Origin of the sequence: Aquitalea sp. ASV11, from assembly GCF_016429185.1 — a bacterium.
GTDB classification, from domain to species: domain Bacteria; phylum Pseudomonadota; class Gammaproteobacteria; order Burkholderiales; family Chromobacteriaceae; genus Aquitalea; species Aquitalea pelogenes.
The window spans coordinates 1-15106 of sequence record NZ_JAELUD010000088.1 but is presented as its reverse complement, the minus strand read 5'-3'; the positions used below and the strand labels follow the sequence as shown (position 1 = coordinate 15106).

The following is a 15106-nucleotide window of genomic DNA, read 5'->3' as shown; positions in this document are numbered from 1 at the left end:
AACTCTTCTCTCAGATCCATGATGCTTTGGGCTTTCCAGGGCATGTTTATTCCGCGAGTGAAAGGTCTCGCGAAAGTGTCACCCATGTCCTCGCACACCTGTCAGCTATCTCTCCGGTCTATACAGCAACGAAAGAAATGCCACAGCTTTGCTGACAGACGGCAAATGAAAATGCCCGCCGAGCTTTCTTGTGGAAAGCGCAGCGGGCATGGTGTGCATCCTGCCGGGAATCAGCTCTTTTTCTGCGGACGCTTCCAGCCAGGAATGCTGACCTGACGCGCACGTGCCACGGTCAGGGTATCGGCCGGGGCGGTGCGGCTGATGACCGAACCTGCCCCTACAGTAGCACCGGCTTCCAGCGTGACCGGGGCAACCATCAAGGTGCCGGAACCGACAAACACATTGTCCTGGATGACCGTCTTGAACTTGTTCACGCCGTCGTAATTGCAGGTGACAGAACCGGCGCCCACATTCACCTTGCTGCCGATTTCAGCATCGCCAATATAGGTAAGGTGATTGACCTTGGAACCCAGGCCAACCGTGCTCTTCTTGATTTCGACAAAATTGCCGACATGCACTTCGTCAGACAATGCCGCGCCCGGACGCAGGCGGGCATACGGGCCGATGCGGCAATCCGCCCCGACTACGGCATCTTCCAGATGCGAGAACGCGGCGATACGGGTGCCTGCCGCGATCTTGACGTTTTTCAGCACGCAGTTGGCACCGATCTCGACATTATCACCCAGCTCCACCACGCCCTCGAACACACAATTGACGTCGATGCTGACATCTCGCCCATGCTGCAATTGGCCACGGATGTCGATACGCGCCGGGTCGGCCAGCGTGACACCGGCCGTCAGCAGCTCGCGCGCCTGGTTCTGTTGCAGGATGCGCTCCAGCTCGGCCAGTTGCAGCTTGTTATTCACGCCGGCAGCCTCCCACGAAGCCGAAACGCTGGCGCTTTCCACCGTCACGCCATCCGCCACGGCCAGTGCCAGCACGTCGGTCAGATAATATTCACCCTGGGCATTGCCATTGCGCAGTGCCTGCAGCCAGCCAGAGAGCTGGCGGTTGGGCAGCACCATCATGCCGGTATTGATTTCACGGATGGCCAGTTGCTCCGGCGTGCAATCCTTGTGCTCGACAATGGCCTTGAGTTTGCCATCGTTGCCACGCAGCATGCGGCCATAACCGCTGGCATCTTCCAGCACGTCGGTCAGCACCGCCATGCCATCACCAGCAGCAGCAATCAGTTGTTGCAGGGTTTCGCTACGGGTCAGTGGTACATCGCCGTACAGCACCAGGGTCTTGCCTTCGCTTGGCAGTGCCGGCAAGGCCATTTTCAGTGCGTGACCAGTACCCAGTTGTTCGGCCTGCTCGGCCCAGACAATGTCTTCATCCTTGATAGCCTGGCGGACCTGATCGCCACCGAAACCATATACCACCACCAGCCGCGCCGGATTCAGGCTGCGGGCCGTGGCGATGACGCGGGCGAGCATTGGCGCACCACCGATCGGGTGCAAAACTTTGGGTTTGGCGGAGTACATGCGGGTACCCTTGCCCGCTGCCAGAATCACGATATTGAGGCTGTCCATGCGAACTCTTTGCTGACCAAAAATGAAAAAGGCTGCCACAAAGTGGCAGCCTGCAACTATACACGAATCGTTCCCGCGCTTTTAGTGCACACGCTTCTTGAGGTAGTCCAGCGCCTTGAGCTGGGCAATGGCGGCTGCCAGGGCAGCGTGAGCCTTTGCCGTGCTCAGGTCGTCGGTAGCATGCTGCAGAGATTCTTCTGCTGCACGCTTGGCCTCATTGGCGCGCGCTTCGTCGAGATCCTCGCCGCGGATCGCCGTATCAGCCAGGACGGTGATGTGGGTGGGCTGCACTTCCAGCATGCCGCCGGAGACAGCCACCAACACTTCTTCCTTGCTGCCCGGTACGGTCATGCGCAGCACACCGGGCTTGATACGGGTCAGGAGCGGCACGTGTCGCGGATAAACACCGATCTCACCTTCCAGCGCCGGAGCGACCAGGAACTCGGCTTCACCCGAGTAGATGAGTTGTTCGGTGCTGACCACTTCCACATGCATCTTGGACATAAGCCCTCTCCTTAATTAAAGGGTCTTGGCTTTCTCAGCGGCTTCTTCGATCGCGCCAACCATGTAGAACGCTTGTTCCGGCAGGTGGTCGTATTCGCCAGCGAGAATTGCCTTGAAGCCCTTGATGGTATCGCGCAGGGAGACGTATTTGCCCGGGGAACCGGTAAACACTTCAGCTACGTGGAAGGGCTGGGACAGGAAGCGCTGAATCTTACGCGCACGTGCCACTACCAGCTTGTCGTCCTCGGACAGTTCGTCCATACCCAGAATGGCGATGATGTCGCGCAGTTCCTTGTAGCGCTGCAGCGTGGATTGCACGCCACGGGCTACGGAGTAGTGCTCGTCACCAACCACCAGCGGGTCCAGCTGACGGGAAGTGGAGTCCAGCGGGTCAACGGCCGGGTAGATACCCAGGGCAGCGATGTCACGGGACAGAACCACGGTCGCGTCCAAGTGGGCGAAGGTGGTAGCCGGAGACGGGTCGGTCAAGTCATCCGCAGGTACGTATACGGCCTGGATGGAGGTAATGGAACCATCCTTGGTCGAAGTAATACGTTCTTGCAGACGGCCCATTTCTTCGGCCAGCGTCGGCTGGTAACCCACTGCGGAAGGCATACGGCCCAGCAGAGCGGATACTTCGGTACCGGCCAGGGTGTAACGGTAGATGTTGTCTACGAACAGCAGAACGTCACGGCCCTTGCCGGAAGCGTCCTTCTCGTCACGGAAATGCTCGGCCATGGTCAGACCGGTCAGTGCAACGCGCAGACGGTTGCCCGGCGGCTCGTTCATCTGGCCATACACCATCGCAACCTTGTCCAGTACGTTGGAGTCCTTCATTTCGTGGTAGAAGTCGTTACCTTCACGGGTACGCTCACCTACACCAGCGAACACGGACAGACCGGAGTGGGCCTTCGCGATGTTGTTGATCAGTTCCATCATGTTCACGGTCTTGCCTACACCGGCACCGCCGAACAGACCAACCTTACCACCCTTGGCAAACGGGCAGAGCAGGTCGATCACCTTGATGCCGGTTTCCAGCAGGTCGGTAGCGGAAGACAGCTCGTCAAACTTCGGAGCGGACTGGTGAATGGCGCGACGTGCGTCGGTAGCCACCGGACCAGCTTCGTCAACCGGGTTACCCAGTACGTCCATGATGCGACCCAGAGTGGCGCTACCAACCGGCACCGAAATCGGTGCGCCGGTGTTGGCTACAGCCATGCCACGCTTCAGGCCGTCCGAGCTACCCATCGCAATGGTACGGACCACGCCGTCGCCCAGCTGTTGCTGGACTTCGAGCGTCAGGTCAGCGTCAACCAGCTTCAGGGCATCATAAACCTTCGGCATGGCGTCGCGCGGGAATTCCACGTCGATCACCGCACCAATGATTTGTACGATTTTGCCTTGGCTCATTATCGGTTCCTAAACATTTAACTTTTACAGTCTGTGTAACGGCTTACACCGCTGCGGCACCAGCCACAATCTCAGACAGCTCAGTGGTAATTGCCGCTTGACGGGCCTTGTTGTACACAAGGCGCAGCTGCTTGATCGTATTACCGGCGTTGTCGGTTGCAGCTTTCATGGCCACCATACGCGCTGCCTGTTCGGAAGCCATATTTTCGGCCAGAGCCTGATAAACCACCGACTCCAGGTAACGCTTGACCAAGAACTCCATCAGGCTGGGTGCATCCGGTTCGTAGAGGTAATCCCACGAATGCGAGTGCTCCACCACCATGTGTTGCGGAGTCAACGGCAGGAGCTGTTCGAGCGTCGGTTCCTGTTTCATCGTGTTGATGAAACCGGAGTAGACGATGTAAACCGCGTCCAGTTCGCCTTCAGCGTACTGTTTGAACAGCACTGTAAGCGGGCCAATTAGTTTGTCCATCTTCGGCACATCGCCGAGCTGGACTGCGCTTGCCACAACATTGAGGCGAGCACGCTGGCAGGCAGCAACGGCCTTCTGGCCGAGGCAGCACACGTCGATTTCGACGTTCTGTTCCTGCAGTTCCTTGACCTTGGCATAGAAGCGCTTGAACGAGTTCACGTTCAGGCCGCCACACAGGCCCTTGTCAGAGGAAACCAGGATGATACCAGCGCGCTTGACAACGTCACGGCGTGCAAGCAGTGGATGACCAAGATCCGCGTTTGCCTGAGCAAGGTGCGCCATAACCGTGCGCACCTTCTCAGCATAAGGACGGGCAGCGCGCATACGCTCTTGCGTTTTGCGCATCTTGGAGGTTGACACCATTTGCATCGCGCGAGTGATCTTCTGCGTGTTTTGCACGCTTCGGATCTTGGTGAGAATCTCTTTACCGACTGCCATTCCTGAACCTTTCTTTAGCTACGACGTGAGTCGAAAGGCTCAGTTGAAGCTGTAGCCAGCCTTGAACGATTCCATCGCCTTGGCCAGTACCTTCTCGTTGTCGCCGGACAGGTCGCCCGAAGCGTTAACGGCGGCCAGCAGGTCGCTGTGGTTCGCACGGACGTAAGCGAGGAACTCAGCTTCGAATGCCAGGGCCTTCTTCACCGGAACGTCTTCGTAGCTGCCCTTGTTCACAGCCCACAGGGTCAGTGCCATTTCGGCAGTGGCCAGCGGCACGAACTGCTTCTGCTTCATCAGTTCGGTAACCACTTCACCGTGTTGCAGCTGCTTGCGGGTAGCTTCGTCCAGGTCGGAAGCGAACTGCGAGAACGCAGCCAGTTCACGATACTGGGCCAGCGCCAGACGGATACCGCCACCGAGCTTCTTGATGACCTTGGTCTGGGCCGCACCACCCACACGGGATACCGAGATACCGGCGTTGATGGCCGGACGGATACCTGCGTTGAAGAGGTCGGATTCCAGGAAGATCTGGCCGTCGGTAATGGAAATCACGTTAGTCGGAACGAAGGCGGAAACGTCACCAGCCTGGGTTTCGATGATAGGCAGTGCGGTCAGCGAACCGGTCTTGCCCTTCACTTCGCCGTTGGTCAGTTTTTCCACTTCATCCGCGTTGATGCGGGAAGCGCGTTCCAGCAGACGGGAGTGCAGGTAGAAAACGTCACCCGGGTAAGCTTCACGGCCCGGCGGACGACGCAGCAGCAGGGAGATCTGACGGTAGGCAACGGCTTGCTTGGACAAGTCATCGTATACGATCAGTGCATCTTCGCCACGGTCGCGGAAGTATTCGCCCATCGCGCAACCGGAGTACGGGGCGATGAACTGCAGGGCAGCGGCTTCGGAAGCGGTAGCGGCCACGATGATGGTGTGACCCAGTGCACCGTGCTCTTCCAGCTTGCGTACCACGTTGGCAATGGAGGATGCTTTCTGACCTACGGCAACGTAGATACAAACAACACCAGTGCCTTTTTGATTGATGATGGCGTCCAGAGCAACGGCGGTCTTGCCGGTCTGACGGTCGCCAATGATCAGCTCACGCTGGCCACGGCCTACCGGTACCATGGAGTCAATCGCCTTCAGGCCGGTCTGCATCGGCTGGGATACCGACTGACGCGCAATCACGCCCGGCGCGATCTTTTCGATCGGGCTGGACAGCTTGGCGTTGATCGGACCCTTGCCGTCGATCGGCTGGCCCAGGGCGTTGACAACACGGCCCACCAGTTCCGGACCTACCGGCACTTCCAGAATGCGACCGGTACACTTGACTTCGTCGCCTTCGGAAATGTGTTCGTACTCACCCAGAACCACGGCGCCGACAAAGTCGCGCTCCAGGTTCATGGCGAGGCCGTAGGTGTTGCCCGGGAACTCGAGCATTTCGCCCTGCATCACGTCTGCCAGACCGTGGACACGAACGATACCGTCGGTCACGGAAATTACCGTACCCTTGGTACGGACTTCAGCGCCTTCAGCCAGGTTCTGAATCTTGGCCTTGATCAGATCGCTGATTTCAGAGGGGTTCAACTGCATGATCTCTCCTAATTCTTGAGGCTTGCCGCCATCGCTTGCAGCTTGCCGCGCACGGAACTGTCGATGACATCGTCACCGACCAGCACGCGCACACCACCGATCAGATCGGCATTGTCACGCACATCAAGACGTACGGTTTTGCCGTACTGCTTGGAAAGCGTGCTGGTGAGTTCGGCTTTCTGTTCTTCAGTCAGCGGGAACGCCGTTTCAACTTGCGCATCAACGATGTTTTCCGCTTCGGCCTTGAACAGTTCAAACTGACTGGCGATATGCGGCAGCAGCATCAGGCGGTGGTTCTCGATCAGGGCGACCAGAAAGTTTTTTACGCTTTCGTTGGCTCGCTCGCCGAGGACTTCCAGCATCAGCGCCTCAACCTCTTTTGCGGTATGTTTCGGATTGGTGACAACTTCAACCATATCCGGGTTGTTCACCATGGCAGCCAGCCACGCAAGCGCATCGGACCACTGGTCCAGCGTACGCGTTTCGGTGGCGAGGCTGTATACCGCTTCGGCGTAGGGCCTTGCGACGGTAATGAGTTCTGCCATGAGTTAATTAAAACTCCGCTTTGATGGAGGAAAGCAGGTCGGCGTGCTTGGCTGCATCGATCTCTTTGCGCAGGATCTTCTCTGCGCCGATAACGGCCAGTTGGGCTACCTGCTCACGCAGTGCCTCCTTGGCGCGCATCACTTCCTGATCGATCTGACCCTTGGCGTCAGCCACAATACGGGCACCTTCGGTGCTGGCATTGTCTTTGGCTTCGTCCACGATCTGGGAGGCACGCTTCTCAGCAGCAGTAATGATTTCCATTGCCTGTTGCTTGGCTTTGCGGATTTCGTCCGCAACGCGCTTTTCAGCAGCTTCCAGATCTTGCTTGCCACGTTCTGCAGCGGCCAGGCCGTCTGCAATACGCTTGGCACGCTCTTCCATCATATTGGTAAGCGGAGGCCAAACAAACTTCATGGTGAACCATACCAGGATGGCGAACGTGATCGCCTGGCCCAGTAGTGTTACGTTAAATTCCACGCTTGTTTTCCTCCAGAGAATGACTTCTACACAAACCGTTTACTGGCTAAAAATTAGCCACCCAGAGCTGCTTTGGCAGCGGACAGGAACGGGTTGCTGAAGGTGTACAGCATGGCAACACCCACACCGATCATGGAGATCGCATCCAGCAGACCGGCGATAATGAACAGCTTGGTTTGCAGAACCGGGATCATTTCCGGTTGACGGGCGGAGGCCTCGAGGAATTTGCCACCCAGAATGGCGAAACCGATAGCAGTGCCGAGAGCGCCAAGGCCAATGATCAGAGCAGCTGCGATAGCGGTCATCGACTGAATCTGAGAAACGAGTGCTTCCATTGTGTATCTCCTAAGACTTATGCAAGGATGGTTGGTAAAAAAAACTAAAACAAAGGTAAAGCTCTAAAAAAACAGATACCACAAACTCTTTAGTGCGCTTCCACTGCCAGGCTCAGGTACACGATGGTCAGCATCATGAACACGAAGGCCTGCAGGGTGATGATCAGGATGTGGAAGATGGCCCACGGTGCACCCAGGATCCACTGTGCGCCCCAGGGCAGCAGTGCGATCAGGATGAAGATCAGTTCGCCGGCGTACAGGTTACCGAACAAACGAAGCGAGAGAGAGATCGGCTTGGCGGCCAGTTCGACCAGCTGGAAGATGAAGTTCAGCGGGGCCAGGATGATGGCGCCAATCGGGTTGTGGGTGTGGAACGGTGCGGTCAGCAGTTCCTTGCCCCAGCCGCCCAGGCCCTTGGCCTTGATGGAGAAGCCGATGATGCACAGGAATACGGACAGCGACATGGCGAAGGTGGCATTCACGTCAGCGGACGGAACCGAACGGAAGTAGATGTGATGCGGCTCCAGACCGAAGAAGGTGTGGCCGATCCACTGGGCCAGATTCGGCAGCAGGTCAACCGGCAGCATGTCCATTGCGTTCATCAGGAAGATCCAGCAGAAGATGGTCAGCGCCAGCGGGGCGATGACTTTGCTCTTGGCATGGAAGATTTCCTTAACCTGGGTATCCACCAGTTCGATGATGGATTCGACGAACAACTGCAGCTTGCCCGGATTTTCCAGGCTGGCACGACGGGCCACCATGGCAAATACACCGGCAAACACAAAAGCCAGGAACAGGGAGACGGAGAAAGTGTCTACGTGCAGGCTCCAGAAACCACGAGCCGGGGACGGATCGGAATTCCAGAACGTAAGGTGGTGATTAATGTACTCAATTGCGTTGCTTGCCATCGCTCTTTTCTCAATTATTTGATTAGAAGCCCTAACCAGTAGCCGGACACCGTGGCGAAAAAGCCTGCCAGCAAACCCACTACCGATAAATCCTTGAAAAACACCAAAGATGCACCAAACATTAAGACAGTCAGAATGAATTTGACTGCCTCAGCCTTGAAGTGCGCCTTCATCAGCACCGCAGGTGGGACATGCCGCTTGGCGTAGGCGATTCTTGCATACACTGCGGCGGGAATGAGCGCCGACAGCCCCCCAAGCAGAACCGACACCGGAACAACAACGGTGCCGGCGCTTAGCACGGCACCAAGTAGTACAGCCACTACAAGCAGTTTTGCTTGCAGGCGCAGTACGCGCCCGACTTCCGGATTTTGCATGTCCGACACTTAAAAAATCGCTCGATTATAGGCTGAGCGCTTGATTTGCGTCAAACTGAACATCACCCGCACCATTGCAGTGCAACATAAAATCATTTGCTTGATTTTGCTTGAAGTTTTTCAAGCAAGCGTTCCAGGTCGTCCAGATTGGCATACTCCACCTGCAAACGCCCCTGCCCGCGTGCACCGTGGCGGATGCTGACCTTGGCACCAATGCGTTCCGACACCTCTTGTTCCAGGCGGGCAATGTCCGGATCGACACGCCTTTGTGCTACCTGTGGTGTGGTTTTTTGGTCAGACAATTGTTGGACACGACGTTCCACTTCGCGCACTGACCAGCCCTTTTCCACTGCCTCGTGCGCCAGCTCCAGCTGCTGCACCACCGGCAGGGCCAGCAGTGCGCGGGCATGACCCATTTCCAGTCGTCCCTGATGCAGCAGTGCCTGTACCGGCTCGGGCAGCGCCAACAGGCGCAGCAAATTGGACACTGCACTGCGTGAACGGCCCACCGCATCAGCCGCGCTTTCATGCGTCAGGCCGAATTCGCTGATCAGGCGCTTGAGGCCATGTGCTTCTTCGATGGGATCCAGTTCCTGGCGCTGGATGTTTTCAATCAGCGCCATGGCCAGGGCAGCTTCGTCGGCCACGGTCTTTACCACCGCCGGCACGTCGGCAAGCCCTGCCTTGCGGGCTGCGCGCCAGCGACGCTCACCGGCAATCAGCTCGTATTCTCCGAGGCCGATTTCACGTACCACGACCGGCTGGATCACGCCTTGCGCACGTATGGAGGCCGCCAGCTCGTCCAGCGCGGCCTCGTCCATATGGCTGCGCGGCTGGTATTTGCCGGGACGGATCAGGTCGATGGAAAGCGTGGTGAGGCGGTCATCCGCCACCGTGCTGGTGGCGAGGAGCGCGTCTAGACCGCGCCCGAGTCCTTTGAGTTTGGCCATGTTGTCAGACAGATGGAGTTGCAGTTGCGGGTTCGAGGCGGGCAGTCAGTTCCTGTGCCAGCGTGAGATAGGCTTGCGCGCCACGGGCATTACGGTCGTAGACCAGCCCTGGCAAGCCATGGCTGGGTGCTTCGGCCAGGCGCACATTGCGCGGGATGACGGTTTCGAACACCTTGTTGCCAAAGTGGCTGGCCAGTTGTTCGGACACCTGCTGTGAAAGATTACTACGTGCATCGAACATGGTGCGCAGCAGGCCCATGATTTCGATACGCGGATTCACCGCCACGCGCACCTTGCGCAAGGTGGTAACCAGATCGGACAGTCCTTCCAGCGCATAGTATTCGCACACCATGGGAATCAGCACGCTGTTGGCCGCCACCAGGCCGTTGAGGGTGAGCAGATTGAGCGAGGGCGGGCAGTCGATCAGCACATAGTCGTACTGGTCTTCCACTGCGCTCAGGGCATTCTTCAGCCGGGCTTCACGCGCCAGTTCGTTCACCAGTTCCAGTTCGGCCCCGCCCAGGTCGCGGTTGGCCGGCAGCACATGGTAGCCGCCTTCTTTGGCCGGCTGGCGCGCCTCTTCCACCGAGGCATCGCCCAGCAGCACGTGGTAGACGGAACGCTCCAGCGTCTGCTTGGCAATGCCGCTACCCATAGTGGCATTGCCCTGCGGGTCGAGGTCGACAATCAACACCCTGCGGCCCAGCTCGGCCAGACCTGCGGCCAGGTTGACCACGGTGGTGGTCTTGCCGACCCCACCTTTCTGATTGGCAACCGCGATCACGCGTGCATTCATTTAGCCACCATTCTCACCAGATGGCGTTCGGCGTCCAGACCGGGCACCGACACCGGTAGTACTTCGGCTACCGCTACCGTTTCCGGCAGCAGCGAGATTTCTTCGTAAGGATACACACCCTTCATGGCCAGGTATTGACCACCGTCGGCCAGTAGGTGCGGGGTGAGGCGGACAAACTCGGCCAGTTCCGCAAAGGCACGGCTGGTGATGCGATCGAACTTGTGTTCCGGCTGGTAGGCCTCGACGCGGCTGGTCACCACCTCGACATTGGTGAGACCCAATTCGATGACGGCCTGGCGCAGGAAGGTGGTTTTCTTGTGGTTGGCATCCAGCACCACCACTTGCAGGTCGGGACGGGCGATGGCCGCGGGAATGCCCGGCATGCCGCCACCAGAGCCCACATCCAGCAGGCGGGTGCCACCGTTCAGGTGCGGTACCAGCGACAGGCTGTCCAGCAGATGGTAGCTGACCATGCGCTGCTCTTCGCGCACAGCGGTCAGGTTGTAAGTGTGGTTCCACTTGGCCAGCAGGTTCAGATAGCCGTCCAGCAAGGCCAGCTGTTGTTCGGTCAGGCCCAGGGCCAGCTGTTCCAGCCCTTGTTTCAGTTCTGCAGTATGTGTCATGCGCTTGGCTTGCAATTATTCGGTTTTGGCGTCGGCAAAGCCGCGCTTCAGATGCACCATCAGCAGGGCAACCGCCGCCGGGGTGATGCCCTGGATGCGCGAAGCCTGACCCAGGGTTTCCGGGCGCTGCTGATTCAGTTTTTGCTGCACTTCCTTGGACAAGCCCTTGACCAGGCCGAAGTCGATGTCGGCGAGCAGGCGGACGTCTTCCAGGTTGTCACGGCGCGCCAGTTCTTCGTTCTGACGGTTGATATAGCCTTGATATTTGACCTGAATTTCCACTTGCTCGGCAACCACGTCATCCGCCACGCCACCTGCGGCTTCCGGCAGGGTCATCAGCTCGCGGTAAGCGACATTGGGGCGCTTGAGCAGGTCGAACAGGTTGTACTCGCGCTCGATACCCTTGCCCAGCAGGGCTTCCAGCGCAGCGGCATCCTGTAGCTTGGCCGGATGCAGCCAGGTGGTCTTCAGGCGGGCGGTTTCGGCTTCCACTGCGTCGCGCTTGCGACAGAAGGCATCCCACTGCGCATCGCCAACCAGGCCGAGCTTGCGGCCCATTTCGGTCAGGCGCAAGTCGGCATTGTCCTCGCGCAGTTGCAGGCGGAATTCGGCACGACTGGTAAACATGCGATAGGGCTCGGACACGCCCTTGGTGATGAGGTCGTCCACCAGCACTCCCAGGTAGGCCTCGTCGCGACGCGGACACCAGCCTTCTTCATCGCGCGAATACAGGGCGGCATTCAGGCCGGCCAGCAGGCCTTGCGCTGCGGCTTCTTCGTAACCGGTGGTGCCGTTGATCTGCCCGGCAAAGAACAGGCCCTTGATGGACTTGGTTTCGAGCGTGGATTTGAGGCCGCGCGGGTCGAAGTAATCGTATTCGATGGCATAGCCCGGCCGCAGGATGTGGGCGTTTTCCATCCCACGGATGGAACGCACCGCCGCCAGCTGGATATCAAACGGCAAGCTGGTGGAAATCCCGTTGGGGTAGAACTCGTGCGTGGTCAGGCCTTCCGGTTCCAGGAATACCTGGTGGCTGTCCTTGTCGGCAAAACGGTTGATCTTGTCTTCGATGGATGGGCAGTAACGCGGGCCCACCCCTTCAATCACGCCGGTAAACATCGGGCTGCGCTCGAAGCCGGAACGGATGATGTCGTGGGTTTGCTGATTGGTGTGGGTAATCCAGCACGGCAACTGCTTGGGATGCATGCTGCGCTGGCCACGGTAGGAGAACACCGGCTCGGGCGTATCCCCCGGCTGTTCTTCCATCACCGAAAAATCGATGCTGCGGCCATCAATACGCGGCGGCGTGCCGGTTTTCAGACGACCCACCGGCAAATCCAGCTCGCGCAGGCGCGCACCCAGCGTGGAGGCTGCCTGATCGCCAGCGCGGCCACCGGTGTAGTTTTCCAGGCCAACGTGAATTTTGCCGGACAGGAAAGTACCGGCCGTCAGCACCACGGTGCGGGCACGGAACACGATGCCGATGGCGGTGATGGCACCGGCCACCTGATCACCCTCGATCAGCAAATCATCCACCGGCTGCTGGAATAGCGTCAGATTGGGCTGATTCTCCAGCATTTCGCGGATGGCCGCCTTGTACAGAATGCGGTCGGCCTGCGCACGGGTGGCACGTACCGCCGGGCCCTTGGAGGCATTGAGGGTGCGGAACTGGATACCACCGATGTCGGTGGCCAGCGCCATGGCGCCACCCAGCGCATCCACCTCTTTAACCAGATGCCCCTTGCCGATGCCACCGATAGACGGGTTGCACGACATCTGACCAAGGGTCTCGATATTGTGGGTAAGCAGGAGCGTGGCGCGGCCCATGCGGGCGGCGGCCAGCGCGGCCTCGGTGCCGGCGTGTCCGCCGCCAACCACGATCACGTCAAACTGTGTGGGATAAATCATCGGCTGTACTCGGAAGCCCGTGCGCAAGAAGCAGGCAGGGCGAAGCGTGCAGGAAAAACGGCCTATTCTACGGCAAAACCGATTGCATGATAAGTCATTGATTTGTTTCGCCCCTGCTGTAACCGGCAGTTCAAACGCCGGTCATCCACAAGTCATATGCGCGAAATGTCTGCGTCAAACTCCATCACTAGCATGTGTTGCAAGGCCGGCCAAGCGAAAAGCTACTGCCAAATGAAGGAGTTGCCGTGCCCGTATCCGGAAATGGCTGACTGGCAGCACACCACAGCAAGGCTAGCATTCCGGATCAATACAACAAGCCCGTTCGCATATCCGCCAGGGGAGTAAGTCATGCAACTGAATGAAAGCATCAGTAGCCGCCGCCAGCTGAAACTGGGCGTGCGTGTAGCAGAAACGGCCGAAGACATCCGCCGCGCTCAGAAACTGCGCTTTGACGTATTTGCCGGTGAAATGGGTGCCGAGCTGTCATCGCAGGCCCTGGGTATTGATTGCGACGAGTACGACGCCCTGTGTGACCATCTGATTGTGGAAGATGCCAACAGCGGCCTGGTGGTGGGTACCTACCGCATGCTGCCGCCTGACATGGCACGCCGCGCCCCGTCCTTGTATTCCGAACACGAATTCGACCTCACCCGGCTGGACAACCTGCGCGACAGCCTGATTGAAGTGGGCCGCTCTTGCGTACACAAGGATTTTCGCAGCGGCGGTGTGATTGCCCTGCTGTGGTCCGGCCTGGCCGACTACGTACAGAAAAAAGGCGCTGCCTACCTGGCAGGCTGCGCCAGCGTAAGCCTGGCCGATGGTGGACATCAGGCTGTCAGCCTGTACCGCCAGCTGGAATCCAGCCACCTCAGTCCGGCCGAATGGCGTGTGTTCCCGCACCTGCCGCTACCGCTGGACCGCATTCACGACGATGCGCCCTCCTCGCCGATGCCGCCGCTGATCAAGGGCTATCTGCGCGCCGGGGCCTTCATCTGCGGTGAACCGGCCTGGGACCCGGACTTCAACTGCGCAGACTTCTTCATGCTGCTGCCGATGAGCCGCCTGACCGGCCGCTACAACCGTCACTTCGTAGGCTGATTCCCCAGCCTGCACAGCGCTGTCGCTGTCATCAGCCCGACCGAAGCCCCCGTTCGGCCGGGCTGTTCTGTTTGCCAAGCCGAACTGTCTGGCAGATTAAGCAGGATCAGCCAGCCGGAACCCGGCTACAATCCCGCCATGAGCTACGCATTTCACCCGGTGGGCATCGTCCATTCGCCCTACAAGGAAAAATTCGGCATCCCGCGCCAGCCGGCGCTGGCCCCCGCTGCCGACATCCAGATCGAGCTGTTGCCGCCATTCAATCACCCCGACACCGTGCGCGGGCTGGAAGCCTTCTCCCATGTCTGGATCAGCTTCGTCTTCCACCAGACCGCCCAGCGCGGCTGGCAGCCGCTGGTACGCCCGCCACGGCTGGGTGGCAATGCCAAGGTGGGCGTGTTTGCCAGCCGTTCCACCCACCGGCCCAATCCGTTGGGCCTGTCGCTGGTGGCGCTGCGCGGCATCGATACCACACATGGCGTGTGGCTGCATCTGGAGGGCGCGGACTTGCTGGATGGCACGCCGGTGCTGGACATCAAACCTTATATCCCGTTTGTGGAGGCCCACCCGGAAGCACGCGGCGGCTTTGTCGACGGCCCGCCGCCCAGCCTGGAAATATGCTGGAGCCAGCCGGCGCTGCAACAGCTGGCCGCCCTGCCCTCTGCGCCGCCGGGCCTGGCACAGCTGATTGAACAAGTACTGGCACAAGACCCGCGCCCGGCCTATCAGCACGACCCGGAACGCATCTACGGCGTGCGGCTTTATGACTACAACATCCGCTTTTGCATCCGGGATAACCATGCCCACGTGCTTGAAATCCAGCCGCTTGCCCCGAACTAAACTTCCATGCTCCGGTCACACCGGAGCCCTTTACTCTGGAGAATAAAATCATGACACCTCGCGCGAAGACGATCATGCTCGCCTTCACCCTGGTTTCTGTCCTGGCGGCACCGTTTGCGGAAGCCGCACGCCTGGGCGGAGGCAAGAGCGCCGGCATGCGCCGCTCGGCCCCGACCAAAAGCTACCAGCAGCCCACTCCGATGCCGGCTCCGGCACCTGCTCCGCAGGCTGCGCCGCAAGCCCAGCCC

The 15106-nt window shown here is 59.1% G+C and carries 16 protein-coding genes and 1 pseudogene; 3 read left to right on the top strand and 14 right to left on the bottom strand.

What is annotated here, in order from left to right; genetic code table 11:
• Positions 1–230 precede the first annotated feature (230 nt).
• From glmU to mnmG, 14 genes are all read right to left on the bottom strand, one after another.
• The gene (gene glmU / locus JHD62_RS19285; RefSeq protein ID WP_199104246.1) at positions 231–1595 is read right to left on the bottom strand and encodes a bifunctional UDP-N-acetylglucosamine diphosphorylase/glucosamine-1-phosphate N-acetyltransferase GlmU; all 1365 of its coding nucleotides are present in this window, start codon (positions 1593–1595) and stop codon (positions 231–233) included.
• A gap of 81 nt (positions 1596–1676) precedes the next feature.
• Positions 1677–2099: a F0F1 ATP synthase subunit epsilon gene (locus tag JHD62_RS19280; RefSeq protein WP_045847707.1), complete on the bottom strand. Its 423-nt coding sequence runs from the start codon at positions 2097–2099 to the stop codon at positions 1677–1679.
• 15 nt (positions 2100–2114) lie between these two features.
• A complete protein-coding gene (atpD, locus tag JHD62_RS19275; protein WP_045847706.1) occupies positions 2115–3509 on the bottom strand; it encodes a F0F1 ATP synthase subunit beta in 1395 nt (464 codons plus the stop codon).
• Between the two features lie 43 nt (positions 3510–3552).
• Positions 3553–4419 carry a F0F1 ATP synthase subunit gamma gene (gene atpG, locus JHD62_RS19270; protein ID WP_045847705.1) on the bottom strand — a complete coding sequence of 289 codons (867 nt, stop codon included), beginning with the start codon at positions 4417–4419 and terminating at the stop codon, positions 3553–3555.
• Positions 4420–4458: 39 nt separating this feature from the next.
• Positions 4459–6003, bottom strand: a complete 1545-nt coding sequence (gene atpA / locus JHD62_RS19265) for a F0F1 ATP synthase subunit alpha (RefSeq protein ID WP_045847704.1) — start codon at positions 6001–6003, stop codon at positions 4459–4461.
• Positions 6004–6011: 8 nt separating this feature from the next.
• Complete coding sequence (locus tag JHD62_RS19260; protein WP_199104245.1) at positions 6012–6548, bottom strand: F0F1 ATP synthase subunit delta; 537 nt, start codon at positions 6546–6548, stop codon at positions 6012–6014.
• Between the two features lie 7 nt (positions 6549–6555).
• A complete protein-coding gene (locus tag JHD62_RS19255; protein WP_199104244.1) occupies positions 6556–7026 on the bottom strand; it encodes a F0F1 ATP synthase subunit B in 471 nt (156 codons plus the stop codon).
• A 53-nt stretch (positions 7027–7079) separates the two neighbouring features.
• Positions 7080–7361, bottom strand: a complete 282-nt coding sequence (gene atpE / locus JHD62_RS19250) for a F0F1 ATP synthase subunit C (protein WP_045847701.1) — start codon at positions 7359–7361, stop codon at positions 7080–7082.
• An 89-nt stretch (positions 7362–7450) separates the two neighbouring features.
• A complete protein-coding gene (atpB, locus tag JHD62_RS19245; protein WP_062787388.1) occupies positions 7451–8269 on the bottom strand; it encodes a F0F1 ATP synthase subunit A in 819 nt (272 codons plus the stop codon).
• A 14-nt stretch (positions 8270–8283) separates the two neighbouring features.
• Complete coding sequence (locus JHD62_RS19240; RefSeq protein ID WP_045847699.1) at positions 8284–8643, bottom strand: ATP synthase subunit I; 360 nt, start codon at positions 8641–8643, stop codon at positions 8284–8286.
• A 92-nt stretch (positions 8644–8735) separates the two neighbouring features.
• Positions 8736–9593, bottom strand: a complete 858-nt coding sequence (locus JHD62_RS19235) for a ParB/RepB/Spo0J family partition protein (RefSeq protein WP_199104243.1) — start codon at positions 9591–9593, stop codon at positions 8736–8738.
• Between the two features lie 4 nt (positions 9594–9597).
• A complete protein-coding gene (locus JHD62_RS19230) occupies positions 9598–10389 on the bottom strand; it encodes a ParA family protein (RefSeq protein ID WP_199104242.1) in 792 nt (263 codons plus the stop codon).
• On the bottom strand, positions 10386–11012 hold the full coding sequence (gene rsmG / locus JHD62_RS19225) for a 16S rRNA (guanine(527)-N(7))-methyltransferase RsmG (protein WP_045847696.1): 627 nt from the start codon (positions 11010–11012) through the stop codon (positions 10386–10388). Before rsmG ends, JHD62_RS19230 begins: the two co-directional genes overlap by 4 nt.
• Positions 11013–11027: 15 nt before the next feature.
• Positions 11028–12920 (bottom strand): tRNA uridine-5-carboxymethylaminomethyl(34) synthesis enzyme MnmG, encoded by a 1893-nt coding sequence (gene mnmG / locus JHD62_RS19220; RefSeq protein WP_199104241.1) that lies wholly within the window; start codon positions 12918–12920, stop codon positions 11028–11030.
• A gap of 348 nt (positions 12921–13268) precedes the next feature.
• Here mnmG and JHD62_RS19215 point away from each other — a divergent pair, with 348 nt between their 5' ends.
• The 3 genes and pseudogenes from JHD62_RS19215 to JHD62_RS19205 all read left to right on the top strand — a co-directional run.
• The gene (locus tag JHD62_RS19215; protein ID WP_199104240.1) at positions 13269–14018 is read left to right on the top strand and encodes a GNAT family N-acetyltransferase; all 750 of its coding nucleotides are present in this window, start codon (positions 13269–13271) and stop codon (positions 14016–14018) included.
• 138 nt (positions 14019–14156) lie between these two features.
• Positions 14157–14858, top strand: a complete 702-nt coding sequence (gene tsaA, locus JHD62_RS19210) for a tRNA (N6-threonylcarbamoyladenosine(37)-N6)-methyltransferase TrmO (RefSeq protein WP_199104239.1) — start codon at positions 14157–14159, stop codon at positions 14856–14858.
• A 50-nt stretch (positions 14859–14908) separates the two neighbouring features.
• Positions 14909–15106: pseudogene (locus JHD62_RS19205) on the top strand (Tim44 domain-containing protein); the annotation flags it as partial.